General features: G+C 61.6%; 23 protein-coding genes, 1 tRNA gene and 1 other RNA gene. 16 read left to right on the forward strand and 9 right to left on the reverse strand.

The window, feature by feature from the left end:
• Window positions 1–31 precede the first annotated feature (31 nt).
• The 6 genes from QM780_RS18615 to QM780_RS18640 all read right to left on the reverse strand — a co-directional run bounded on the left by QM780_RS18615 (window position 32) and on the right by QM780_RS18640 (window position 8654).
• On the reverse strand, window positions 32–1663 hold the full coding sequence (locus tag QM780_RS18615) for an ABC transporter ATP-binding protein (protein ID WP_415071916.1): 1632 nt from the start codon (window positions 1661–1663) through the stop codon (window positions 32–34).
• Complete coding sequence (locus QM780_RS18620) at window positions 1663–2868, reverse strand: ABC transporter permease (RefSeq protein WP_415071917.1); 1206 nt, start codon at window positions 2866–2868, stop codon at window positions 1663–1665. The genes QM780_RS18615 and QM780_RS18620 overlap by 1 nt, the downstream gene beginning before the upstream one ends.
• Before the next feature lie 2 nt (window positions 2869–2870).
• On the reverse strand, window positions 2871–3992 hold the full coding sequence (locus QM780_RS18625) for a microcin C ABC transporter permease YejB (protein WP_415071918.1): 1122 nt from the start codon (window positions 3990–3992) through the stop codon (window positions 2871–2873).
• A complete protein-coding gene (locus QM780_RS18630; protein WP_415071919.1) occupies window positions 3992–5902 on the reverse strand; it encodes an extracellular solute-binding protein in 1911 nt (636 codons plus the stop codon). The genes QM780_RS18625 and QM780_RS18630 overlap by 1 nt, the downstream gene beginning before the upstream one ends.
• Entirely contained in the window at window positions 5899–7932 is a 2034-nt protein-coding gene (locus QM780_RS18635; protein WP_415071920.1) for an extracellular solute-binding protein, read from the reverse strand. The genes QM780_RS18630 and QM780_RS18635 overlap by 4 nt, the downstream gene beginning before the upstream one ends.
• 158 nt (window positions 7933–8090) lie before the next feature.
• On the reverse strand, window positions 8091–8654 hold the full coding sequence (locus QM780_RS18640; RefSeq protein WP_415071921.1) for a c-type cytochrome: 564 nt from the start codon (window positions 8652–8654) through the stop codon (window positions 8091–8093).
• Window positions 8655–8822: 168 nt separating this feature from the next.
• Between QM780_RS18640 and QM780_RS18645 the strand changes: the two genes are divergently transcribed.
• The 12 genes from QM780_RS18645 (at window position 8823) to truA (ending at window position 19067) form a co-directional block, all read left to right on the forward strand.
• Window positions 8823–9557, forward strand: coding sequence for a 3-deoxy-manno-octulosonate cytidylyltransferase (locus QM780_RS18645; protein ID WP_415071922.1), 735 nt, complete (start codon window positions 8823–8825; stop codon window positions 9555–9557).
• A gap of 28 nt (window positions 9558–9585) precedes the next feature.
• Entirely contained in the window at window positions 9586–10497 is a 912-nt protein-coding gene (locus QM780_RS18650) for a prephenate dehydratase (protein ID WP_415071923.1), read from the forward strand.
• Between the two features lie 113 nt (window positions 10498–10610).
• An RNA gene (gene ffs, locus QM780_RS18655) (signal recognition particle sRNA small type) lies at window positions 10611–10706 on the forward strand.
• A gap of 112 nt (window positions 10707–10818) precedes the next feature.
• A complete protein-coding gene (locus tag QM780_RS18660) occupies window positions 10819–12630 on the forward strand; it encodes a DNA polymerase III subunit gamma/tau (protein WP_415071924.1) in 1812 nt (603 codons plus the stop codon).
• Between the two features lie 39 nt (window positions 12631–12669).
• The gene (locus tag QM780_RS18665) at window positions 12670–12990 is read left to right on the forward strand and encodes a YbaB/EbfC family nucleoid-associated protein (protein ID WP_415071925.1); all 321 of its coding nucleotides are present in this window, start codon (window positions 12670–12672) and stop codon (window positions 12988–12990) included.
• Window positions 12991–13130: 140 nt separating this feature from the next.
• Window positions 13131–13736, forward strand: a complete 606-nt coding sequence (gene recR / locus QM780_RS18670) for a recombination mediator RecR (RefSeq protein ID WP_415071926.1) — start codon at window positions 13131–13133, stop codon at window positions 13734–13736.
• Between the two features lie 41 nt (window positions 13737–13777).
• Entirely contained in the window at window positions 13778–15142 is a 1365-nt protein-coding gene (locus tag QM780_RS18675; protein ID WP_415071927.1) for an MATE family efflux transporter, read from the forward strand.
• Between the two features lie 79 nt (window positions 15143–15221).
• Window positions 15222–16193: an NAD-dependent epimerase/dehydratase family protein gene (locus QM780_RS18680; protein WP_415071928.1), complete on the forward strand. Its 972-nt coding sequence runs from the start codon at window positions 15222–15224 to the stop codon at window positions 16191–16193.
• A 48-nt stretch (window positions 16194–16241) separates the two neighbouring features.
• Entirely contained in the window at window positions 16242–16748 is a 507-nt protein-coding gene (gene def / locus QM780_RS18685; protein ID WP_415072080.1) for a peptide deformylase, read from the forward strand.
• A gap of 122 nt (window positions 16749–16870) precedes the next feature.
• On the forward strand, window positions 16871–17806 hold the full coding sequence (fmt, locus tag QM780_RS18690; protein WP_415071929.1) for a methionyl-tRNA formyltransferase: 936 nt from the start codon (window positions 16871–16873) through the stop codon (window positions 17804–17806).
• A gap of 132 nt (window positions 17807–17938) precedes the next feature.
• A complete protein-coding gene (locus QM780_RS18695; protein WP_415071930.1) occupies window positions 17939–18196 on the forward strand; it encodes a hypothetical protein in 258 nt (85 codons plus the stop codon).
• Window positions 18197–18266: 70 nt separating this feature from the next.
• On the forward strand, window positions 18267–19067 hold the full coding sequence (gene truA, locus QM780_RS18700; protein WP_415068452.1) for a tRNA pseudouridine(38-40) synthase TruA: 801 nt from the start codon (window positions 18267–18269) through the stop codon (window positions 19065–19067).
• Here truA and folE read toward each other — a convergent pair.
• Complete coding sequence (gene folE / locus QM780_RS18705; protein ID WP_415071931.1) at window positions 19015–19608, reverse strand: GTP cyclohydrolase I FolE; 594 nt, start codon at window positions 19606–19608, stop codon at window positions 19015–19017. The genes truA and folE overlap by 53 nt on opposite strands.
• A gap of 215 nt (window positions 19609–19823) precedes the next feature.
• On the reverse strand, window positions 19824–21194 hold the full coding sequence (gene mgtE / locus QM780_RS18710) for a magnesium transporter (RefSeq protein ID WP_415068453.1): 1371 nt from the start codon (window positions 21192–21194) through the stop codon (window positions 19824–19826).
• A 339-nt stretch (window positions 21195–21533) separates the two neighbouring features.
• On the opposite strand from mgtE, the gene QM780_RS18715 reads away from it, so the two are divergent.
• Together QM780_RS18715 and QM780_RS18720 are read left to right on the forward strand one after the other, a co-directional pair.
• Window positions 21534–21764, forward strand: a complete 231-nt coding sequence (locus tag QM780_RS18715) for a hypothetical protein (protein WP_415068454.1) — start codon at window positions 21534–21536, stop codon at window positions 21762–21764.
• A 344-nt stretch (window positions 21765–22108) separates the two neighbouring features.
• A complete protein-coding gene (locus tag QM780_RS18720; RefSeq protein ID WP_415068455.1) occupies window positions 22109–23128 on the forward strand; it encodes an NAD(P)-dependent methylenetetrahydromethanopterin dehydrogenase in 1020 nt (339 codons plus the stop codon).
• A 61-nt stretch (window positions 23129–23189) separates the two neighbouring features.
• Here QM780_RS18720 and QM780_RS18725 read toward each other — a convergent pair.
• Window positions 23190–23264: transfer RNA gene (locus tag QM780_RS18725), tRNA-Thr, on the reverse strand.
• Window positions 23265–23462: 198 nt separating this feature from the next.
• On the opposite strand from QM780_RS18725, the gene QM780_RS18730 reads away from it, so the two are divergent.
• A complete protein-coding gene (locus QM780_RS18730) occupies window positions 23463–23639 on the forward strand; it encodes a hypothetical protein (RefSeq protein ID WP_415068456.1) in 177 nt (58 codons plus the stop codon).
• A gap of 127 nt (window positions 23640–23766) precedes the next feature.
• A complete protein-coding gene (gene murA / locus QM780_RS18735) occupies window positions 23767–25059 on the forward strand; it encodes a UDP-N-acetylglucosamine 1-carboxyvinyltransferase (protein ID WP_415068457.1) in 1293 nt (430 codons plus the stop codon).
• Window positions 25060–25130 lie beyond the last annotated feature (71 nt).

Below are 25130 nucleotides of genomic sequence, written 5' to 3' on the forward strand. Positions count from 1 at the left end.
GCGGTGGACGAGGGGAGCGATCGCCGCCTGTTCAGCTTGCAAGCGCGCCCTTGTAGGCGACTTTGATGTCGAATGCGGCAGCGAGGAGGGCTTTGGTATATTCGTCCTGCGGCTTTTCGAAGATGTCGCGTGCCGGGCCTTCCTCGACGACCTTGCCGTTCTTCATCACGATCACGTAGTTGCACAGCGCGCGCACGACTTTCAAATCGTGGCTGATGAAGAGATAGGCGAGGCCGTGTCTGGCCTGGAGCTTGCGCAGCAGTTCGACGATTTGCGCTTGCACGCTCATGTCGAGGGCGCTCGTCGGTTCATCGAGCATGACGAATTTTGGCTGCAGCACCATGGCGCGGGCGATGGCGATGCGCTGGCGCTGACCGCCGGAGAACTCGTGCGGATAACGGTCCTGGCTGCTCGGATCGAGGCCGACTTCCTTCAGTTCCGCGCCGACACGTTCGCGCCGTTCGTCTTCGTCCAGCTCGGGATTCTGGATCAGCAGACCTTCCTCGATGATCTGCCCGACGGTGAGCCGGGGCGAAAGCGAGCCGTAAGGGTCCTGGAAAACGATCTGCATTTCCTTGCGCAGCGGTCGCATCTGCTTGTTGGTCAGGGCATCGATGCGTTTGCCGACGTAGGCGATGGGGCCTTGAGAGGAAATCAGTCGCAGGATCGCGAGGCCGAGCGTGGTCTTGCCGGAACCGGACTCCCCGACGACACCCAAGGTCTCGCCGGAGCGAAGCTTCATCGACAGGCCATCGACGGCTTTGACGTAATCGACGGTCCGCTGCAGCAAGCCTTTCTTGATCGGGAACCAGACCTTCAGATCGTCCGTCTCGACCACCACGGGGCGGGTCGGATCGGCTGCGGGGGGCAGGCCTTTGGGTTCGGCGTCGAGCAGGTGGCGCGTGTAGGCGTGTTTCGGAGCGGTGAAGATTTCCTCGGTGCTGCCGGTTTCGACGATGTCGCCGTTGCGCATGACGTAGACGCGCTCGGCCATGCGCCGGACGATGCCGAGATCGTGGGTAATGAGCAGCATGGCCATGCCCATCTCCTGCTGGAGCGATTTCAGAAGCTCCAGGATTTGGGCTTGAATGGTAACGTCGAGGGCGGTGGTCGGCTCGTCGGCGATGAGAAGATCGGGTTTGTTGGCGAGTGCGATGGCGATCATCACGCGCTGGCGCTGGCCGCCGGAAAGCTCGTGCGGATAGGCGCCGAGACGCTTCTCGGGATCGCGGATGCCAACCTTGGTCAGAAGCTCGATGACCCGGGTGCGGACTTTGTCTTCCGACACCAGTTGATGCAGCTTGATGATCTCGCCGACCTGCTTCTCGATGGTGTGAAGCGGATTGAGCGACGTCATCGGTTCCTGGAAGATGATCGAGATGCGGCGGCCGCGGATGTTTCGAAGCTGCGCACTATTCATCTTCAGAATGTCTTTGCCCTCGAACAGGATTTCGCCCGACGGGTGCGATGCGGAGTTGGGCAAGAGGCGCAGGATCGACATGGCCGACACCGTCTTGCCGGAGCCGGATTCGCCGACGAGGGCGACTGTCTCGCCTTTGTCGATGTGGAACGACACGCCGTTGACGACTTGGACGAGATTGGGCGCCTCGCCGAACGCGACGGAGAGATTGCGCACATCCACGAGAGGGGCGGTATCGGTCATCAGCTTTTACCCCGGAACGATTTGCGCGGATCGAGCGCGTCGCGAACGGCTTCGCCGATAAAGATCGCTAGCGACAGGATGATCGAGACCGAAATGAAGCCGGAGATGCCGAGCCAGGGCGCTTCGAGGTGTTTCTTGCCCTGCAGCAGCAGCTCGCCGAGCGAGGGTGAGCCAGGAGGCATGCCGAGCCCGAGGAAGTCGAGCGCGGTCAGCGCCGCAATGCCGCCGGACAGCTTGAACGGCAGGAACGTCAGGGTCGCGACCATGGCGTTGGGCAGCAGATGCTTGAACATGATCTGCCAGTCGGAGAGGCCGAGCGCGCGGGCGGCGCGGACATATTCGAGGTTGCGGCCGCGCAGGAATTCGGCGCGAACGAGACCGACGAGCGACGTCCAGCTGAAGATCAGCAGAATGCCAAGCAGCGTCCAGAAGCCCGGCACGAACATCGACGACAGGATCAGCAACACGAACAGCTCTGGAATTGACGTCCATATTTCGAGCAGGCGCTGAAAGATGAGATCGACGCGACCGCCGAAATAGCCTTGCACGGCGCCGGCGACGATGCCGACCGCCGACGATACGATGGTCAGGATCAGGCCGAACAGAACCGATATGCGGAAGCCGTAGATGATGCGGGCGACAACGTCTCGGCCCTGGTCATCGAGGCCAAGCCAGTTGGTGTTGCCCCATTGATTGAAGCGCGCGAGCTGGTCGGCCGGGGCATCGCAAAGTTTCTGCGACGAGGCCCACGGCGGCGGTGCGGGATAGCCGAGGCAGACGCCGTTATCGCCGACGCGGCCGGGATAATCCTTGTTGATCGTCGAATAGGAATAGCGGATCGGCGGCCACAGCATCCAGCCGTTGGCGTTGATCTCGTTCTGGATGTCGGGCGTGCGGTAATCGGTGATGGCGAGGAAGCCGCCGAACTTGTCTTCGGGATAATCGACGAGGACCGGGAAAAGAATTTCGCCCTTATAGCTGACGATCAGCGGCTTGTCGTTCGCCACGAACTCGGCGAAGAGCGAAACTAGAAACAGGGTGGAGAACAGCACGAACGAGCGATAGCCGAGCTTGTGCGCCTTGAAGCGCTCCCAGCGGCGCCGGTTGACGGGCGAAAGACGAAACCGTCGCCGCCACCAGGATTTCTTGGCTTTGACGGCAGGCTTGTCGACCGTGTCAGGAGCGTCGGCGGTTCGCTGATCCATCCTCACACCTCGCGCGATTCGAAGTCGATGCGCGGATCGACGAGGGTGTAGACGAAGTCGGACAAAATACCGACGAGCAGGCCGACAAGCGAGAAGATGTAGAGCGAGGCGAAGACGACGGGATAGTCGCGCTTCTCGATGCTTTCGAACGACAGCAGGCCGAGGCCGTCAAGCGAGAAGATCGTTTCGATCAGCAGAGCACCGGAGAAAAAGGCGCTGATGAAGGCCGACGGAAAGCCGGAGATCACGAGCAGCATGGCGTTGCGGAAGACGTGACCGTAGAGCACCTGGTTTTCGGTCAGGCCCTTGGCGCGGGCGGCGACGACATACTGCTTGCGGATCTCATCGAGGAAGGAGTTCTTGGTCAGGAACGTCATGGTCGTGAACGAGCCGACGGCCATGGCGATCATCGGCAGCACGAGGTGCCACATGTAGTCGGTGGCTTTGCCGAACCACGATAGCTGATCCCAATTGTCGGAGAACAGGCCGCGCGAGGGGAACCATTGCACGAACGCCGAGCCCGCAAACAGGATCAACAGCAGAACGGCGAAGAGAAAGCCTGGAATGGCATAGCCGACGACCAGAACGGCGCTCGACCATGTGTCGAACGGCTCACCGTCCTTTACGGCCTTGCGGATGCCGAGCGGGATCGAGATGAGATAGGTCAGCAGCGTCATCCAGATGCCGAGTGAAATGGAGACAGGCAGCTTCTCCTTGATGAGCTGCAGCACCGAGACGTCGCGGAAATAGCTCTTGCCGAAATCGAAGGTCAGGAAGTTCTTCATCATCAGGTAGAAGCGCTCGGGCGCCGGCTTGTCGAAGCCGAACTGTTTCTCGAGACTTTTGATGAAGGCTGGATCAAGACCCTGCGCGCCGCGGTACTTCGACGTGATGGAATCGCCGCCGCCGATGCCGAGCTGGCTGTTCATGTTGCCGCCGCCGAGCGTATCGCCGCCGCCACCGCTCATGCGGCTGACGATCGAAGACGATTGCCCCATCAGCTGCGCGATCATCCGTTCGACCGGGCCGCCGGGTGCGAACTGGATGATGACGAACGAGAACAGCATGATGCCGAACAATGTCGGGATCACCAGCAGAATACGCTTGAGAAGATAGACGGCCATCACTGTTTCGCCGGTTGTTGCGTGGACTGCGTCTCAGCCTTGCCGGAAGCCAATGTGGCAGCCTTTTGCGGATCGAACCACCACGTATCGACAACGCCATTATCATACGTCGGCTGGATCGCGGGGCGCGAGAATTTGTTCCAGTAAGCCACGGAATAATAGGGTTTGTACCAGTGGGGGACCCAATAATGTCCAGCACGGAGCACGCGGTCGAGAGCGCGGGTCGCCGTGGTCAGCTCGGCGCGGGATTTCGCCGCAATCACTTTGTCCGTCAAGGCATCGACGACGGGGTCGCAGACGCCGGCGAGATTGAACGAGCCGTCGGCCTTGGCCGCGTCGCAGCTCAAATAAGCGCGCATATCGATGCCGGGGGTGAGGCCCAGCGAAAAGCGCTGCGTGGTCATATCGAAATCGAACGATTTCAAGCGCTGCTGATATTGCGCCGGATCGACGAGGCGCCAGTTGGCAGCGACGCCGATGCGTTTCAGGTTTTCGACGTAGGGCAGCGTGATGCGTTCGAATTGAGCTTCGAAGTCGAGGAACTCGATGCTGAGCTGTTCGCCCTTGTCGTTGCGCAGCTTGCCTTCCGCGTCGGGTTTCCAGCCGGCGCTGATCAGAAGGTCGCGAGCTTTCTTCAGGTTGGCGCGGTTGTTGCCGCTGCCGTCGGTGACGGGTGGCGTGTAGGGTTCGCCGAAGACTTCGGGCGGCAGCTTGTCCTTATAGGGTTCGAGCACGGCAAGCTCTTCCGGCGACGGCGGCCCGACGGCCTTCATGTCGGAATTTTCGAAATAGCTTTGCGTCCGTTTGTAGAGCCCGAAGAACAGCTTCTTGTTCGACCATTCGAAGTCGAAGACGAGATCGAGCGCGGCGCGCACGCGCGGATCCTTGAACTTGTCGCGACGCGTATTGATGAAATAACCCTGCGCGCCCGATGGACGGCGATCCGGGATCAGTTCCTTGATCAAGCGGCCGTCGCGGACGGCCGGAATATCGTACTGCGTCGCCCAGCCGAGGCTTGAAAACTCTTCGCGGTAGTCGAAGCCGCCGGACTTCAGCGTTTCAAGTTCGATGGTACGGTCGCGATAATAATCGAGGCGAATTTCATCGAAGTTGAAGCGCCCTTTATTGACGGGGAGGTCTTTCGCCCAATAATCGGGGCGCCGCTCGTAGGTGATCGAGCTGCCGGGGTTGAACGCCTTGATGCGGTAGGGGCCGGAGCCGAGCGGCGGCTTCAACGAGGTCTGATCGTAGGGGTTGGCCGTGTAGTAGGCTTTCGACAGAACGGGAAGCTGTGCGACCAGAACCGGCAAATCGCGCACGAGATTGCCTTTGAAGGTATAGCGCACGGTTTCAGGGTCGAGCGCTTCGGCTTTCTCGACGTCGCGCAGCGTTTGAGAATATTGCGGGCGCGTCGCCAAGCTTTTCAGAAGGTTGAGCGTGTTGACCACATCGTTGGCGGTCACTTGCGTGCCGTCGGCGAATTTCGCTTCGGGCCTGAGCTTGAACGTGACGGACATCTTGTCGGGCGCGACGTCGGCGGATTTGGCGATGAGGCCATAGACGGCATCCGGCTCGTCCTGGGCGCGGACCATCAGGCTGTCGAACAGCAGGTCTAGGTCTTGGGCGGCGTCGCCTTTGACGATGAACTGATTGAAGGAGTCGAACGTGTTGACGTCGCCGGTTCCCATCGTGATCAGCCGGCCGCCTTTGGGCGCATCGGGATTGACGTAATCGAAGTGCGTGAAATCCGCCGGGTACTTCAATTCGCCGAAAATCGACAGGCCGTGCCGCGGTTCGGCAGCGGCGACGCCGATCAAGGAAAGCGAGAGCAGGGAGGCGAGCGCGGCGATGGTCGAAAGCCGCGCCGTGGCAGCTGTCAGCGATCGAGAAGGTCGTTGCACCAGGGTCACTTTCCCTTCGCTGCCTGGACGGCTTTCGCCTTGTCCGCGTCGTACCACCAGACCTGCGCCAGAGCCGAGCCCTGCGACGGCAGCTTGCTCGGGCGGCCGAAGATGTCCCAGTAAGCAATGCGTTCGTAGGGGAAATACCACTGCGGAACGACATAATAATTCCAGAGCAGAACGCGATCGAGCGCGTGCGTGGCAGCGACGAGATCGGCACGATCCTTCGAGAACACGATCTTGTCGATCAGAGTATCGATCGCCGGATTCTTGATTCCGATCAGGTTGCGGCTCGCCGGTCTGTCGGCGGCTGCCGAACCCCAGAAGTCGCGCTGCTCGTTGCCGGGCGAGTTCGATTGGGCGAGGGATGCGACAACGATATCGAAATCGCGATTGTCGACGCGAAGCTGATACTGCGCGTCGTCGACGTTGCGGACGGTCGCCTTGACGCCGAGTGCTTCGAGGTTCTGCACGTAGGGAAGGATGATGCGCTCGTAGGTGTCGCCGTTGATGAGGAATTCGACCGTCATCTGCTCGCCCTTGTCGTTGCGGAGCACGCGTGCGGTCGAGGCCGACGAAAGGCCGATGGCTCGCTTGGTCTTGCACCAGAAGCCACAATCGGGATCGTCGACGGCCTCGCTGCGGATCTTCCAGCCGGCGTCTTCGAAAAGCTTCAGGGCTTCCTGCTGGTGCTTACGGAAATCGCCTTCCTTGTCGTTCACCGGGTTCTTGTATTCGGTGGTGAAGACCTCGGGCGGGATCTCGGACTTGATCTCATTCAAGATCTCAAGCTCACGTCCCTGCGGAAGGCCCTTCGACTCGAGGTCGGAATTGGCGAAGTAGCTGTTGAGACGAACATAGGAATTGTAGAACAGGTTCTTGTTCGTCTCTTCGAAATTGAAAAGCAGGTTGAAGGCGTTGCGGACGCGCGGGTCCTGGAATTTCGAACGTCGGGTATTGAAGGCGAAGGCCTGCATCGGGGCGACGCGGACGACGGGAAGCTCTTCTTTTTTGACGAGCCCCTTTTTTCTGGCGTCGAAGTCGTATTGGGTTGCCCAGGCGGCGGCGCGGTTCTCCTGCCAGGAATCGATGTTGCCGGTTTTGAAGTCTTCGAATGCCGGCGTGCGGTCGCGGTAGTAGGTGAATTCGATCGTATCGAAGTTCTGCTGCCCCTTCATCACGGGCAGATCCTTGGCCCAGTAATCGGGCACGCGCTCGTAGACGATCTTGCGAGAGGTATCGACGGATTTGATCTTGTAGGCGCCATTGCCGAGCGGAGGTTCGACGGTGGTTTCGCCGAGGCTGCGCGGTGTGCCATCGGCGCGCTTGCCCGACCAGTATGCCTTCGACACGACCGTCAGCTCACCGACGATCATCGGCAATTCGCGATTGCCGGTTTTGTCGAAGGTGAATTTCACCTCGTGGTCGCCGGTCTTTTCCGCCTTCACGACGTTCTTGTAGTAGAAGGCGTAGAACGGATTGACGTTCTTGAACTGCTCGAACGAGAAAATCACATCTTCGGGCGTGATCGGCGTGCCGTCGTGAAATTTCGCTTCGGGGCGAAGCTTGAAGCTGACCCAGGAGTAATCGCTCGGATACGTGGCGCATTCGGCGATGAGGCCATATTCGGTCGACGGCTCGTCAGCGCTCGCGGCGAAAAGATTGTCGTCGATCAGGCCCAGTCCAACAGCCTGAACGCCTTTGTCGGAAAAGCGGTTGAGGGTATCGAACGTGCCCTCGGCCCACTGGCGGAGCGTACCGCCCTTCGGCGCGTCCGGGTTCACCCAGTCGAAATGCTTGAAGTCGGGACCGTATTTCGGGGCCTCCACCAGCGACATGGCGTGATGGCACTGAAGCTCGTCGGTCTTGGCGGGTTCGGCGGGTTTCGCGGCTTCGGCCGGTGGAGCGGCGGTGTCGGCGGGTTTCGCAGTCTCAGCCGGTGGCGGGGTGGCGTCTTGAGCCCTCGCGAGATTCGAGAGCTGCGAGAAACTGATGAACGCCAGCGCGGCAACAACAAACGGCGTCAGGCGCATCTGCATATTCGACTTCGTCCCATTCAAATTCGTTCAGTGCACTTCGGCCGATTTTAACATGACCTCGAAGAGCGGGGACAAGTTAAAGGGCCGGATACGAAAACGACCCCGCCAAGTGCCGGCAGGGTCGCAAACTTTGATGGTCATAGCGAGTTAAAACGCCGTCATTTTGGCAGCGGAACCGGGGTATCTGCAAGGGTCGCAAGATAGGCGATCACATCCGCTTCGTCAGACGGCGTACCAAGTCCTTTGAACTGCATTTTTGTACCCGGAACAAAGATTTTCGGTCCGTGGATAAAGTGGGCTAGATCGTCGAATGTCCAATCTCCGCCTTTTTTCTGCATGGCTTCCGAATACTTGTATCCGGGATAGCTGGCTTTCTTGCGATTAACGACGTCCCAGAGGTTCGGACCAACCGTCGGCGTCTGACCTTTTTGCGAAACGTGACAGGCCTGGCATTGCTTGAAGATCGCCTTGCCCTTTTCGGCGTTGGCCTTCGGCAGCAGGGCGATAACCTCTTTGCCGACGTCTTCTGAGGCTGCGGGTGCGGCCGGCTCGGACCCGGCAGCTGGCGCTGAGGCTGAAGGTGCCGCGGCTGGCAGGGTATAGCCCGGCTTTTCGGGGCTATGGCCGACGTTCATTTCGATGATCGTTCTGGTTCCGAAAATCAAAAGAAGCGCCGACAGGACGGCGCCTGCGACTTTGGTGAACTCGAAGCTATCGGTCATTTTCCCGGCTCCCTGGACGTGCATCTCCCCGTGACGCGCAATTCAAGGTGACGAGACCAAATTGCAGTATTAAAGCTCGCTCGCCCTGCAAGCGCGTCGTCGTTTTTTGTGAGACTGTCGATAGCGTTATTGGGACGATTTGTCACCGAACAAAAGAACTCGATCGCAGTGCCCCAAGAAACCCTCGTTCTGATCCCCGCCCGCCTGCAAGCCACCCGCCTTCCCGGCAAGCCGCTCGCCGACATTCACGGAATCCCGATGATCGTGCACGTCTGGCGGCGCGCGATGGAGGCCGATGCCGGCCGGGTGGTGGTGGCGACGGACAGCCCGGAGATCATGGCGGCTGTCGCGGCATCGGGCGGCGAGGCGGTGATGACGCGCGAAGATCATGCGTCGGGGTCGGATCGCATTCACGAAGCCATCACAAAGCTTGATCCAGGCCGGAAAACAGAGATCGTCGTCAATCTGCAGGGCGATCTGCCGACGCTCGATCCGACGCTGGTCAGAGATTGCGTCGCGCCGCTGACCTCTGCCGAGACGGATATCGCGACGCTCGCTGCCGTCATCGCTGAGGACGAGGAGAGGACCAATCCGAACGTCGTCAAGGTCGTCGGTACGCCGATTAGCGACAAGCGGCTGCGCGCGCTCTACTTCACGCGCGCGACGGCGCCCTACGGCGAGGGGCCGCTTTATCACCACATCGGCATCTATGCCTATCGCAGGGCGAGCCTCGAACGGTTCGTGACGTTGCCCCAGGCCACGCTTGAAAAACGTGAGAAACTTGAGCAGTTACGGGCCCTTGAGGCTCAGATGCGGATCGACGTCAGCATCGTTGACACCGTTCCGCTCGGTGTCGATACTCCCGCCGACCTTGAGCGCGCCCGCCGCCTCATCGCGCCCTGACAATTCTTTCCCGGACAAACCGATCGCCATGACCAAAGCCACGGGTTCCGCAGCCGGAGCCATCAAAATTTCGTATCAAGGCGAGCCGGGAGCGAATTCGCATCTGGCGGCGCGCGAGGCTTATCCGGATGACGAGAGCGTCGCCTATCCGACGTTCGAGGACGCACTTGCGGCCGTTAAATCGGGTGAAGCCAAATATGCGATGATCCCGATCGAGAATTCGGTGGCCGGGCGGGTGGCGGACATTCACCACCTATTGCCGGATGCGGGGCTCTACATTGTCGGCGAGCACTTCCTGCGCGTCCGCCACCAGTTGATGGCGAAGCCCGGTGCCAGCCTGCAGACGATCAAGCGGGTGATGAGCCACACGCAGGCGCTGGGACAATGTCGCTCGACGCTCCGCAAGCTCGGGCTCAAACCCGTGCCGGAAGCGGATACGGCCGGATCGGCACGTCTTGTCTCCGAGAGCGATGACTTGACGACGGGCGCGATTGCGTCGCGGCTCGCGGCGGAAATTTACGGCCTCGAGATCCTCAAAAGCGACATCGAAGACGAAGCGCACAACACGACGCGCTTCATCATTCTGGCGCGCGAACCGGACGACGCCGAGCCCGGCAACGGTCCGGTGATGACGACGTTTCTGTTCCGCGTGCGCAACGTTCCGGCGGCGCTCTACAAGGCGCTCGGCGGGTTCGCGACCAACGGCGTCAACATGACGAAGCTCGAGAGCTATCAGGAAGACGGCACGTTCCAGGCGACGCGCTTCTTCGCCGAGGTCGAGGGCCATCCCGTCGACCGGCCGGTGCAACTGGCGTTGGAGGAGCTGTCATTCTTCTCGACGCAGACGCAGATTCTCGGAACCTATCCGGCGAGCCCCTATCGCAAGGAAGCGGCGGAACTCGCGGCAAATGGGCTCGTTCCGCTCCGGCGTGTTGACTGACGTGTTCAGCAGCAAAAATTCCTGCGTAAAAACGCGGACTTGGCGTGTAGGCAAGCTGTGAGCAGCGCGGCGTCAAAGGGTTGTACTTTTCCGCTGGCCGGCCCATTATAGCAACGGGCTGGCGGCGGACGAATTCGTCGCCAACCGGGTCAGGTCCGGAAGGAAGCAGCCCTAACGATCAGAAGTCGGGTCGTTCGCCAGCCTTTATTCGCTCACTTTTTACTCGCTCATGGGCCAAAGGCCCTCCGCGGGGGCGCGGCTTGCCGCGGGTCGCCTTGCTCCCCTCGCCCTTCGGGCGAAAGTCAGCTACTCCGGGGATCAATGGCAAAAAAGAAGTCAGACATCACCGACAGTGAAACGAGTTCGGCAAATACCGAGCCGGCGAAGCCCTACGTCGTGCTGGCGCGGAAATACCGGCCGGCCACGTTCGACGACCTGATCGGCCAGTCGGCGATGGTGACGACGCTGCGTAACGCGTTCGCGTCGGGCCGCATCGCGCAGGGCTACATGCTGACCGGTGTGCGCGGCGTCGGCAAGACGACGACGGCTCGCATTCTCGCACGCGCCTTGAACTACGAAGCGCCGGGCTACGACAAGCCGACGATCGACATGCCGGTGCTTGGCGTCCACTGCAAGGACATCATGGAGGGCCGTCATCCGGACGTGCTCGAAATCGACGCTGCCTCCAACACCGGCGTCGACAACATCCGCGAGATCACCGAGAGCGCGCAGTACATGCCCTTCGTCGCGCGCACGAAAGTGTTTCTAATCGACGAGGTTCACATGCTGTCGAAGGGGGCGTTCAACGCCCTTCTGAAGACGCTCGAAGAACCGCCCGCGCATGTGCGCTTCATTTTTGCGACGACGGAAATCCGCAAGGTTCCGGTGACGGTGCTGTCGCGTTGCCAGCGTTTCGATTTGCGCCGCGTCGAGCAGCCGGTTTTGGCCGAGCATTTCCAAAAGATCGTTGGTCTCGAAGGTGTGCAGGCCGATGCCGACGCCTTGCAGCTCATCGCACGTGCCGCCGAAGGTTCGGTGCGCGATGGCCTCTCCATTCTCGATCAGGCGATCGCGATGGGCGAAGGGCATGTGACGGCTGCGAAGGTGCGCGACATGCTCGGCCTCGCGGATCGCGGGCGCATTTTCGATCTCGCCGAGGCGCTATTCAAAGGCGATATTGCAACAGCCATTCAGGGCCTAGCGTCACTGCACCGGGACGGCGCGGAGGCTGCCGAGATCGTCGCGGATCTGGCGGAAGCCGTGCATGCGATTGCGCGCGTCAAGGCGGTGGGCGAAGAGCCCGCGGGCGAAGCTCTGACCGCTGAGGAAAAAGCCCGCATAGCGGGGCTTGCGTCGAAACTGTCGATGCCGTACCTCGCGCGGGCGTGGCAGATGCTGGTCAAGGGCTTGGAAGAGGTCGCGCGCGCACCCAATCCGCGCATCGCAGCCGAGATGGTTCTGATCCGTCTCGCCTATACGTCGGATCTGCCGACGCCCGATGAACTGATCAAGTCCCTGGGCGGTGGAGCGGCGCCGGCACGGCGGCCAGCACTTCCGGCGAGTGAAGCCCCCGCAGGTCAACGAGGCCCACTCAACGCCGGGACTTCGGCGCCCGTCGCCGAGGCCGACGATGACGAACTGGGAGATGCCTTCGAATTCGACGACGGCGAGCCAGCGGATGATCCGGGCGATGGTGAAGTTTCGTTCGCAGGCGGCGCAATGCGATCCGATCCGCGATCGTTCGCCGAGGTGATTGCGCTCGTTGGTCAGAAGCGCGACGCGAAGCTCAAAATCCATCTGGAAGATCATGTGAGCCTCGTAAAATTCGATGCAGTCGCGGGATCGATCGATCTTTTCCTGATGCCGGAAGCTCCAACGGAGCTTGCCAACGATCTTCGCGAAAAGCTCAACGCCTGGACGACGCGGCGCTGGGTCGTCGTGCTGTCGAAGGAGCAGGGTCAACCGCCGGTCGGTGTCGTGCGTAGAGAGCGGGAAGCGGCGGAACTCGAACAACTCAAGTCGCACCCGGCAGTTCGCGCGGTGCTTGAAGCGTTTCCTGATGCCAAGATCGCCGAGGTGCGGCGGATCGCGGGACGTGAGACAGATACGGACAGCGAGAGTGAAGCGGTCTAAACCTTCCTTCCAATTCGGCCGCTTGGCGCAGAGGACGACATGAAAGATATTATGGGAATGATGAAGCAGGTGGGCCAGATGCAGGCGCGCCTGAAGGAAATGCAGGATGAGCTGGCACGCGCCGAGATCGAAGGCCAGTCGGGCGGCGGACTGGTGCACGTTACCGTCGACGGACGCGGGGAACTGAAGAAGGTCCGGATCGATCCGAGCCTGATGAAGCCGGACGAAGTCGAAATCCTCGAAGACCTGATCGTGGCGGCTGCCACGGACGCGAAGGCGAAAGTCGACAGCGTCATGCAGCAGAAGATGGCGGAGATTACCGGTGGTCTGCCTATCCCGCCCGGAATGAAGCTGTTCTAAGTCTACCGATCGTCATCTTGTCATCCCGGCCGAAGCGCAGCGCAGGGCCGGGACCCAGGGCCACGCGACAACGTTGCGGCAATCTTTGGGTCCCGGGTCTCGCAAGGGGGCTCGCCCGGGATGACAGTAAGAGATGAAACATGTCACGCAAAACGGCAGGTCCTGAAATCGAGCGGCTGGTTCAGCTGCTGGCGCGGCTGCCGGGGCTTGGGCCACGCTCGTCGCGCAAAGCGGTGCTGGCGCTGTTGAAGCGGCGCAACGAACTTCTGCTGCCGCTGTCGGACGCATTGCAGCAGGCGATCGACAAGATTTCGGAATGTCCGGTGTGCGGCAATCTCGATACGGTGTCGCCGTGCAGCGTGTGCGCCGATCCGCGCCGCGATTCGAGTCTGATCGTCGTCGTTGAGGAAGTCGGAGATCTCTGGGCGCTGGAGCGGGCAAGCGTCGTCTCGGCGCGCTATCATGTGCTCGGCGGGCACCTGTCGCCGCTCGACGGCATCGGGCCCGAGCAGCTCAATATCGCCAATCTCATTTCGCGCGCGAAATCTCCGGAAGTGAAGGAGATTCTGCTGGCGCTCAATGCGACGGTCGAGGGCCAATCGACGGCGCACTACATCTCGGATCAGCTGCAGGGCACGGATGTGACCGTGTCGCGGCTGGCACAGGGCGTTCCCATCGGCGGTGAACTCGATTATCTCGACGACGGCACGCTGGCTGCGGCGTTCAAGGCGCGGCGGAAATTATAAAACACGGTCGCCGGCCCTCTCGGCGCGGAAACATCAAGCGAATGGCCGAAGTCGAAACCGTCCGGCGGGACGGCAACAATCCGAAGTTTGTAACAGGTTCGCTGCTGCGCCACATCCTGACGATGACGGCGGCAGGCGCGCTCGGGCTGATGGCAGTTTTCGTCGGCGATCTCGCCAACATCTATTTCCTGTCTCGGATCGGCGACGACACGATCATCGCGGCGGTCGGATATGCCAGCTCCATTCTGTTTTTCTCGACGTCGATCGGGATCGGACTTTCAATTGCAGCGACGTCACTGATCGCTCCGGCTCTTGGCGCAAGGCGCCGCGCGCGGGCCCGGCGATTGACGGCGAACGCTCATGTGCTTGCGTTTGTCTTTTCTGCCATGGCGAGCCTGGCGCTATGGTTCGCGATTGATCCGCTGCTGCGTCTTCTCGGCGCCAGCGGCCGGACATTGGATCTCGCGAGCTTCTATCTCGAGGTGTTGCTGCCGACGCTGCCGTTTCTGTCGCTCGGCATGACGTCGTCGGCGGTGTTGCGGTCGGTCGGGGATGCGCGACGCGCGATGAACGTGACGTTATCCGGGGCCGTGATCAACACGATCCTCGATGTCGTTTTCATCGTCCATTACGGCATGGGCATCGAAGGCGCGGTGCTTTCCACCGTGCTGGCGCGTCTCGTGATGATGGCAGTCGGGTTGTGGGGTGTCGTCCGCGTCCACGATCTGATGGGGCGGTCAAAGCTTGCAACACTGAAGCAGGACGTGTCGCCCTATTGGCGGATCGCGATGCCGGCGGTGCTGACCAATATCGCGCCCGCTGTCGGCAACGCCTACATCACGCACGCGATCGCTCCGCATGGTGACGCGGCGGTGGCGGCATGGGCGATCATCGGCCGGATCATCCCGGTGGCGTTCGGGGCGATCTACGCTCTGTCCGGCGTCGTCGGGCCGATCCTCGGGCAGAACTTCGGGGCCCGCTCGGCGACGCGGATGCGCGATGCCTATACGCTCTCGCTGCTGACGATGGCGGCGTTCACCGGCGTTGCGTGGCTGATGCTGGCGCTGCTCGCTGATCCGCTCGCGACATTGTTCCATGCCGGACCGGATGTGCGGCAGCTCATCGTGTTTTTCTGCCGGTGGCTGTCGCCGCTGTTCGTTTTCCTCGGTGCGACATTCGTCACCAATGCGGTTTTCAACACGCTCGGTCGGCCGCATTTTTCGACAGCCCTGAACTGGGGCCGGGCGACATTGGGAACCGTGCCTTTCGTGATCTGGGGCGGAAAGCTCTATGGCGCCGAAGGCGTGCTGGCGGGCAACATGGTCGGCGGCGTGGCTTTTGGGTTGATTGCCATATTCGCGGGCTATCGTCTGATCGCGCGTCTTGGGAAAACGCTGAGGCTTTGATCGCCGAAGCGTTGCACTTTCGGACAAGACGGTCCTAGATCGGCGGGCAAGTCGATCCCTTTTCGGACGGAGAGAGGGTGTGGGCATCGCGCAGCGCATTCTCGTGACCGGAGCGTCGGGCTTTATCGGTCAGCACGTGGTTCGGGTGCTGGCGGAGCGTGGCTACAGCATCCGGGCGGCTGCGCGGCATCCGATCGTGTTTGATAGTCCGCGTGTTGAAGGTGTGGCGGTTGGTGATATGTCGCGCTCGTTCGCCGCCGAGTTTCTCGTCCGCGGTGTCGACGCCGTTATTCACGCCGCAGGGCTTTCGGCGTCCCGCGCGGATCTGCCGGCCGCCGCCTATACCGCTATTAATGTCGATGCAACGCGGCAGCTGGCGAAGGCGGCGAGGGCAACGCGCGTGAAGCGCTTCGTTCTGATGTCGTCGATCCGGGCGCAGGTCGGCGCGACGTATTCGGGCGTCGTGAGCGAGGCGACGCCGCCGGCGCCCACCGACGATTACGGCCGTTCGAAGCTGGCGGCGGAAGCTGCAATGGCGGAGGTGCTGCAAGGCGCGTCGACGCACTGGACAGTGCTGAGGCCGGTGCTGGTCTACGGGCCGGGCGTCAAGGGCAACATGGCGGCCCTGACGCGGCTCGCGGCCCTGCCGGTGCCGCTGCCGTTCGGAGCGCTGAAAGCCAGGCGGTCGCTGGTCAGCATCGGCAATCTGATTAGCGCGCTGCAATATATCCTGCAAACGCAAACGGCCGAGAACGCATCGTTTATCGTCGCCGACCGAGAAGCCTTAACGATGGCCGAGATCATCCGGTCACTGCGACGGGGGCTCGGGCGTCCGGACCTGCTGCTGCCGGTGCCCGACGGCTCGCTCGCCAGCATCCTGCGGTTCGTCGGAAAAGGGGATTTCGCGGACCGGCTGACGGGCGATCTGGTGGCCGATGCGGTCGGCCTCCGGCGGATCGGCTGGTCGCCGCCCGAAACCACGGCCAAGGCGCTCGAGGCGTCCGCCCGTGGCAACAAAGCCGTCAAACAACCGGCGTCCGGAACGGTATAGAGCCGCACGCCATTGACCGGAACGGCGGCCTTTCATATGTCAGGCGCCATGGCCGTACTTCCCATAATCACGATTCCAGATCCCGTCCTGCGCAAGATCTCAGATCCCGTCGAGCGGGTGGACGATGCCGTCGTCAAGCTGATGGACGACATGCTCGAGACGATGTACGCGGCGCCGGGCGTCGGACTTGCGGCGCCGCAGGTCGGCGTCCTGAAGCGGGTCGTCGTGCTCGATACCTCGGAAGAGGGGGAGCCGCCCAACCCGCTCGCCATGGCGAACCCTGAACTCGTCGCGCTCGGTTCGACTACGCGCCTGCACGAGGAAGGCTGTCTGTCGATCCCGGACGTGCGCGTTGAAATCGAGCGCCCGGCGGAGGTGACCGTCCGCTACATCGACCGGCACGGCAAGGAGCAGGAGCTCGCGGCCACAGGTCTGCTCGCGACCGCGATCCAGCATGAGATCGATCACCTCGACGGCCAGCTCATCATCGACTTCCTGTCGCGGCTCAAACGCGACATGATCATCCGGAAATTCAAGAAGCAGGCGAAGAGCTAAATTTTTTGCTGTCGCGCACGCCTCGCTGTCGTCCTCGGGCTCGTCCCGAGGATCCACCGGGCTTCGCTTGAATTGCGGAATGGATCCTCGGCATAAAGCCGAGGATGACGTATGGGGTCTGTATGCCGCTGAAGATCGTATTCATGGGGACGCCGGATTTTTCCGTGCCGGTGCTCGATGCGGTCGTGGCGGCGGGGCAGGAGGTCGTCGCGGTCTATAGCCAGCCGCCACGACCGGCGGGGCGCGGCATGGCCGAGGTCAAGTCGCCTGTGCAACGGCGCGCGGAAGCGCTGGGCATTGCGGTCCGCACGCCGGTGAATTTCAAAAGCGAAGAAGATCGCGATGCATTCGCGGCGCTTGGGGCGGACGCGGCGGTCGTCGTCGCATACGGTCTGCTGCTGCCGAAAGCGATCCTCGAAGCGACCCGTCTTGGCTGTTTCAACGTTCATGCCTCGAAGCTGCCGCGCTGGCGCGGCGCGGCGCCTATCCAGCGCGCGATCATGGCAGGCGATACCGTCACCGCCGTCAACATCATGCGGATGGAACAGGGTCTCGACACGGGTCCCGTCTGCCTCGGGCGCGATGTACCGATTGCGGCGGACACGACAGCGGGGGAACTCCACGATGAGCTGTCAAAGCTCGGGGCGGAGCTGATGGTTCAAGCGCTCTCAATGCTGGAGGCGGGACGTCTTCAATGTGTTCCGCAGCCAAGCGACGGCGCGACGTACGCGGCCAAGATTGACAAGGGCGAGACGAAAATCGATTTCTCTCGGAGTGCCTCAGACGTCGCCAACCACATTCGCGGGCTGTCGCCCTTTCCCGGCGCGTGGTTCGATGCCGAGATCGGTGGCAAGAGCGAGCGGATCAAGGTGCTTTTGGCGGCGCCGGTCGAGAGCTCTGGTGAACCCGGCGTGTTGCTCGACGATCGTCTGACCGTCGCGTGCGGAACCGGGGCAATCCGGATCGAAAAGCTGCAACGGGCGGGAAAGCAACCGATGGCCGCTGCAGACTTCCTGCGCGGGACGCGGCTTTCTGTTGGAGAGCGGTTCGGGCGTTAATGATTTCGCCGATTTCGACTGCAAACGTTCGCGCTTGAGGCTACAACTCAGCGGTTGGTAGCGGCGAGTACGAAGATGTTTCGGCGGATCTGCATTTTTCTAGTTTCGACGGCCGCGTTTCAAGGTGCCGCAATGGCTGCGGACTTCGGGGGGCCGAGGGCGGCAACGGGAAGGTATCTGGTGCCCGGCGCCGATGTGACGATCGAAGCGGGAGTCAGAGTTATTCGTCCGATTCCGTTCGATCCCGCCTGGGTGGTTGACGAAAAGACCGAGATTCCTGGCGGGGTCGTGTATCGGGGAGCCGCGTTCTACCGGGTTCCGAGCGCGCGAGCGCCGAAGGCCATCCATAAAGCCAAGCCCGAAAGTCCGGCGAAGCAGGACGAAGAATAGGCGTCAAACGTTGAGCCCGCGCTTCGGAACGTCTAGGGATGACGCAATCATCCCTCATCGCCGAGTTTGAATGCCGCGCTATCGCATCACCATAGAATACGACGGAACGTCTTTTGTCGGCTGGCAACGGCAGGCTGTCGGCGTGTCGATCCAGGGGTTGCTCGAAGACGCGATCGCCAAGTTTTCGCAAGAGGCGGTCGGCGTGCGCGGCGCGGGTCGCACGGACGCGGGTGTTCACGCGCTGGGCCAGGTTGCGCATTTCGATTTGAGCAAAGAGTGGGCGCCCGGCCGCGTTCGCGATGCGATGAACTTTCATTTGCGGCCGCACCCAGTCGGCATCGTGGCCTGTGCCGAGGTCGACGAGACTTTCGATGCGCGCTTCAGCGCAATCAAGCGGCATTACAAATATCGTCTGCTCACGCGAAGGGCGCCGCCGATCCTCGATCGCAACCGCGTGTGGTGGACGATGCAGGAACTCGATGCGGGCGAGATGCACGAAGCGGCGCAGGCGCTGGTCGGCAAGCACGATTTCACGACCTTCCGCGCCGCGCAGTGCCAGGCCGCATCGCCGGTGAAGACGCTCGATATCTTCGAAATTTCGCGCGACGGCGACGAGATCATCTGCACGGTTTCAGCGCGATCGTTTCTGCACCATCAGGTGCGGTCGATGGTCGGCAGCTTGAAGCTCGTCGGAGAAGGCAAGTGGACGCGTCGCGATCTTGAGGCTGCGCTGAGGGCAGCAAACCGCGAAGCGTGTGGACCCGTTGCGCCCGCGTCGGGCCTTTACCTGGTTGCCGTCAATTATCCGCCGCCTGAGGTCAGGACGTCTTCGTATCCTCCGTCACCAACGCCAGAAACTCCTGACGCGTGATCGGGTTGTCGCGGAAGACGCCAAGCATGCGGCTCGTCACCATATCGGTGCCGGGCTTATGGACGCCGCGCGTCGTCATGCAATGATGCTCGGCCTTGAGGATGACCGCGACGCCTTGAGGCTGAAGCACATCCTGGATGGTGTTGGCGATCTGCGCGGTCATCTTCTCTTGGATCTGAAGGCGCTTGGCGTAGGCGTCGACGATGCGTGCAAGCTTGGAAATCCCGACGACGCGGCCGTTCGGAATATACGCGACCCAGGCGCGGCCGATGATCGGCGCCATGTGATGTTCGCAATGGCTTTCGAAGCGGATGCCGCGCAGGACGATCATCTCGTCGTAGCCTTCGATCTCTTCGAAGGTCTTATTCAGAATGGCTTCCGGGTCTTCGCCGTAGCCGCGGAACCATTCTTCGAAAGCTTTGGTGACGCGCTCGGGGGTTTCGAGCAGGCCATCCCGCGCCGGATCGTCGCCCGACCAGCGGATGATGGTTTTGACGGCCTCTTCGACTTCGTCGCGCGTCGGCTTGTTGTCTGAATTCATATGAACACTGAGCTGGTGTGAAATCCTGGCGGGGCCATCTACGGCAAGCGGAGCGCCCTTATAGACCCATCGGAATCGGAACGGCAAACATGAGCTTGCGTCGGGCTAAATGGTGATTGTCGCCGGCTTTGTCGACCCTATCGGGCCGGAGAAGTTAATTTGACCTCTCTCCCGCCGGAATGAGTATCCGGCGGGACGCACGGAAGGGCACCTTGTCAGAGCAATGTGCCTCGCAGCACGAGCATGGCGACGCTGAAGTAAATCATCAGGCCGGTGACATCGACGAGGGTTGCGACAAAGGGCGCAGATGCGCTCGCGGGGTCGAAGCCGACGCGCTTCAAAAGGAACGGCAGCATGGCGCCGGTCAGGGAGCCGAAGGTGACGATGCCGATCAGGCCGAGGCCGACAGTCAAAGCCACCAGTTGCCAGTGCTCGCCGTAGTCGAAAATGCCGATCTTTTGCCAGAGTGCGATGCGGCCCATGCCGATGATTCCGAGAATAGTGCCGAGGGTGATGCCCGTCGGGATCTCGCGGACTGCGACGCGCCACCAATCTTTGAGCCGCAATTGCCCAAGCGCCAGCGCGCGGATCAGCAGCGAGGTGGATTGCGAACCGGAGTTGCCACCCGAGCTCATGATCAGCGGGATGAACAGCGTCAGGACGACGGCTTTTTCAAGCTCGTCGGAATAGTGCTGCATTGCGCTCGCCGTCAGCATTTCGCCGAGGAAGAGGGCGCAGAGCCAGCCGGCGCGTTTGCGGATCATCTCGAAGAAGCCGATTTCGAGGTACGGTTCGGCCATGCCTTCGACGCCGCCGAACTTCTGCACGTCTTCGGTACTTTCGGCCAGAATGGCGTCGATCACGTCGTCGACAGTGACGATGCCGAGGACGCGATGGCGAGCATTCAGAACGGGAACGGCCAAAAGGTCGTGGATCGAGATCAGACGAGCGACTTCCTCGCGGTCGGTGTCTGGTTCGACTGTGATCGGATCGCGGTCGGGCGCGACGTCGAGGATGTTATCTTCCGGCGCGCCGGTGATCAGCTGACGCAGCGTGACGGTACGCACCAACTCGCGGGTTACGGGATCGGTGACGTAGATGGCGTAGACCGTTTCGCGCGTGTGCTCGACCTCGCGGATGAGCTTCAGGGTGTCGGCGACGGTGAAGGTCGACGGGACGCTGACGAACTCGGTCGTCATGATGCTGCCGGCGGTGCCTTCGTGGTAGGCGAGCAGCAGCTTCAGGGACTGGGCCGTCTCGAAGTCGAGGAGGGCGAGAAGGCGGGTCTGGTCCGGTCCGTCCATCTGCCGTAGCAGGTCGGCGGCTCGGTCGGCGGACATGCCGGTCAGGACCTTGCCGGCGAATTCCTCGGGCAATTCCAGGATCAGGTCGCTGGCGCGTGAAAGCTCGGGCCGGTCGAAGATCTCGACCACGCGGTCGAGAGGCAGCTGCGACAGGATCGATGCCGCCGTCTCGAGATCCTGCTCGTTGAGCTGAGCGACAATGTCGGCGTCGTGCTCTTCGAGCAACTCGACCAGGACGATCGGGTCGACATCGTCGCCCGATGCGTTACGGATGTTTTCCATGGCTCACCTTCCGATCCGCCGTCGCACGGATCGCGGGAGCCGACCCAACGGTCAGTCCACGAGCCTCGACGGCCGGGGCAATCGACTACTGTCGCTAGACAAGGGTTGGGTTCCTTCGGATTTGCGGCGTTGCAAACGCTTCGGCCGCACGCGTCACATGAGCCGTTCGCGACTAATAGTCAAGATAGACCCGTTGGCCTTTTCATTTTTTTGCGAAGGCGGCGATCGGGCTCCGCGTGGCGCAGGCAGAATTCGGGAGATGATGCGAAGGCTGCCTTGCGTATGACGCGATTTCGTCGGCAAACTCTGGTCGGCTCTGGCTGATGCGGTGCGCGGAACATGAGTGGCCCGAAAACAGGCACTCCTGATCTTCTCGAACCCGGGACCCACGTGTTCTCGGGAACGCTCCGAGTGTGGGGAAGCAATTATGCCGAGCTTCTGACCGACAGTGGGGTCACCATCCAGCTCGTGACCCAGGGATCCCCCAGCCTTAGGGACGGGGCCCGCGTTACGGTCGTCACGCGGCGATACCGGCCGCTTTATCAGGTCGAAGAGGTGCGCGAGAAGTAATCGCCGATTAAGCATTTAAAATGCCGTCCGATAATTTCTGGAAATACTAATAAATCGGCTCCCGCCAATTGATTTCAGCGTTTTTTATTTTCGTTTTCGGCCTTCGCGCCATTGCCGCCTTAACGCAATATTGGCTTTGGCCGACCTAATTTCGGCATGCGCACCGATGGCCGGAATAACGGCCTTCGCAGGCATGATGCCGAACGTCGCGCCGCCGTTGTCCGAACGGCATGTCTTAAGCGTTCTTCACATCCAGCCGAATGTTCTGGCCGTTGCGAACGGGTGATTTCATATCCCGTCCGAAAGTGCCTGCGTATCGGATCGACGGTCAAAAGGAATGAGTCATGCCGATGGACGAGTCGCTGCGAATTAAGATCGACACCGAGGATCGCCTATTCGATCTGGAAAGCGAAAGCATCGGTACAGAGAAGAGCGCGAAACAAAATAAGCGGACAAAAAAAGCCACACCCATTTTGCATTTCCTTTCGACGCAATCATTTGCGAGCCCGTTCGATGTGAACATGGCCGTGGATGCCGGCTTCACGGTTGTCGTTCCGCATACGAATGTCGGACTGGAGCACACGCGCGGCCTGGTGCAGGACGCCATCTTCTCGCGGCCGCCTGAATTCGGCAGCCGGACGGCGGTCTTTATTGGCGGCAAGGACGCGCTGCTGGCGCTCGATATGCTTGAGGCCGCGAAATCGGCGCTCGTGCCGCCGTTCACGCTTTCGGCGCTGGCCGATCCCGGCGGCTCGTTTACGACAGCGGCGGCCATGGTCGCGTGCGTCGAAGAGGTCTATCGGAATAAAACAGCGAAATCGCTGAAGGGAGCGACGGTCGCCGTGTTCGGCGCGACGGGCGTGGTGGGCTTTGCCGCCGCCGTCATCGCAGCACTTCAGGGTGCGAAAGTCGAAGTCGTATCGCATATGGGCCTAGCGCCGCTTCGGCCGTTGGTTCGGGCGGCGAAGGAGCGGTTTGGCGTCAACCTGGTTCCGGTTCTCGGCGGCCGCGACGCGGATAAGGCCAAGATCGTTGCGCGCGCCGACGTCGTTCTGTGCGCGGCAGCGGCAGGCATCCGGGTTTTGACGGCGAAGCAATTGCGCGCCTCGAAACGGCTCAAGGTCGTTGCCGACGTCAATGCCGTCCCGCCGTCGGGAATTGAAGGCGTCGAGCTGTTCGATTTCGGGCGCGAGCTGGAAAAAACGGCGATTGCGTCGGTCGGGCCGCTCGCGATCGGCGACATCAAATACAAGACGCAGGCTGCGCTGTTGCGCCGGATGATCGGAGCCAAGGCGCCGCTGATGCTCGACTTCACGCACGCCTTCGAAATGGCGCGGCGGCTTGCGTGGCAGAAAGCGCGATAATCGCCTAGCGTGTTTCGGATTGATGGGGCGCAGGCCAGGCGGCTTGCGCCCTGTCGTTTTATGGTGCTGCCGGAGGGGATTGAACTCTCGACCTCTCCCTTACCAAGGGAGTGCTCTACCACTGAGCTACGGCAGCTAAAGGGGCGGATTGCCTCGAAGATTTACAGAGATTTACGCGCACCAAACGGTGCGCCGCAAAGGCTCCTGCTTCGGGCGGGCGGACACTGCCACAAGGCTTGACGGCGAGCAAGCCGGAAAGCCAAGCTAATGCGTGGAAGACGACGGGGCGTAAATTGCGAGTTTTGCGACACGCATCGAAACGTGCGAAAGGCCGATGAACGAGGAATTGCCGCCAAAACCGTCAGTAAACTCGGGGGCGAAGCCGTCTTCGCAGCGGATGACGCGCAAGGAGCGGCTGGCTGAGGAACTCAGGGCCAATCTGAAGCGCCGCAAGGCTGCGGCTCGACGCGACAAAGAGACCAAAGCGGATGGCGGGGGAAACGCCGGTTGATGACGAGGCATGGCGGTCTTTCTGCCGGAAAAGCAGCTTGCCGAGACTAATGCGCAACGGATAATCACGCGCTTTCAGCCTTTCGGCCGATTCGCGCGATTTTCCTACCTGGAGACGATTGGAATTCATGGATCGCATCAGAATTGTCGGCGGCCAGCAGCTTCGCGGGACCATTCCGATTTCCGGCGCCAAGAACGCGGCTCTGCCCCTGCTGATCGCGAGCCTGCTGACTGAAGACCGCCTGACGCTCAAGAACGTTCCCAATCTGGCCGACGTCAATCTTCTGGTCCGGATTTTGCGCAATCATGGCGTCGACTTGGCGGTTGACGGCAAGCGGTCGAGCCCGCCGAGCCATCTCGGCGATACGATCCATCTCACCGCGCGCGACATCGTCGACACGACGGCGCCTTACGAGATGGTGTCGCGGATGCGGGCAAGCTTCTGGGTGCTGGGGCCGCTGATCGCGCGCATGGGGCAGGCGAAGGTTTCGCTGCCGGGAGGCTGCGCCATCGGCACGCGGCCGGTCGATCTTCATCTGATGGGGCTCAAGGAACTTGGCGCCGACATCGATATCGACAGCGGGTACGTGGTCGCCAAGGCGCCGAAAGGGCTCAGGGGCGCGCATATTGTTTTTCCGAAGGTTTCGGTGGGCGCCACCCACAACGTGCTGCTGGCTGCGGCGCTGGCGAAGGGCGAAACGGTAATCGAGAACGCCGCACGCGAGCCGGAAATCGGCGATGTCGCGGTGTGCCTTACAAAGATGGGCGCGAAAGTCGAAGGCATCGGCACGTCGGTGCTGCGTATTCAGGGCCGCGATAGGCTGGAGGGCGCCATTCATACGGTTTTGCCCGACCGTATCGAGACCGGCACGTTTGCGATGGCGGTCGCGGCGACAGGCGGCGACGTGATGCTGGAAGGCGCGCATTACCACGATCTCAAGACTGCGCTCGATGTTCTGGCCGAGACGGGTGCGTCGGTCGAAGCGACGGCGACGGGCGTGCGGGTTTCGAGGAACGGCGGCGGCATCGAACCGATTTCGGTCGAAACGCAGCCCTTCCCCGGCTTTCCGACCGATCTGCAGGCGCAACTCATGGCGCTGCTGACACGGGCCTCGGGAACGAGCGTTATCCGCGAGACGATCTTCGAAAATCGATTCATGCACGTCCAGGAGCTGGCGCGGCTTGGGGCCGATATTCAGCTGCACGGCGACACGGCGACGATCAAGGGCGTGAAGACGCTCAAAGGTGCGCCGGTGATGGCGACCGATCTTCGGGCGTCGGTGTCGCTGGTGATCGCAGGGCTCGCCGGCGAAGGCGAAACGGTGATCAACCGTGTTTACCATCTGGATCGCGGTTTTGAGCAGCTGGAGCGAAAGCTTGGCGCGTGCGGAGCCGAGATCGAGCGGTTGAGCAGCGGCTGACGTTGGCGCCGGGTGCAGCCGTTGCGGCATGCGACGCGTCTTTGTAACACTCGGCGACAGCCAAGCCGCCC

Origin of the sequence: Hyphomicrobium sp. (genome assembly GCF_047600905.1) — a bacterium.
In the GTDB taxonomy this organism is placed as follows: domain Bacteria; phylum Pseudomonadota; class Alphaproteobacteria; order Rhizobiales; family Hyphomicrobiaceae; genus Hyphomicrobium_B.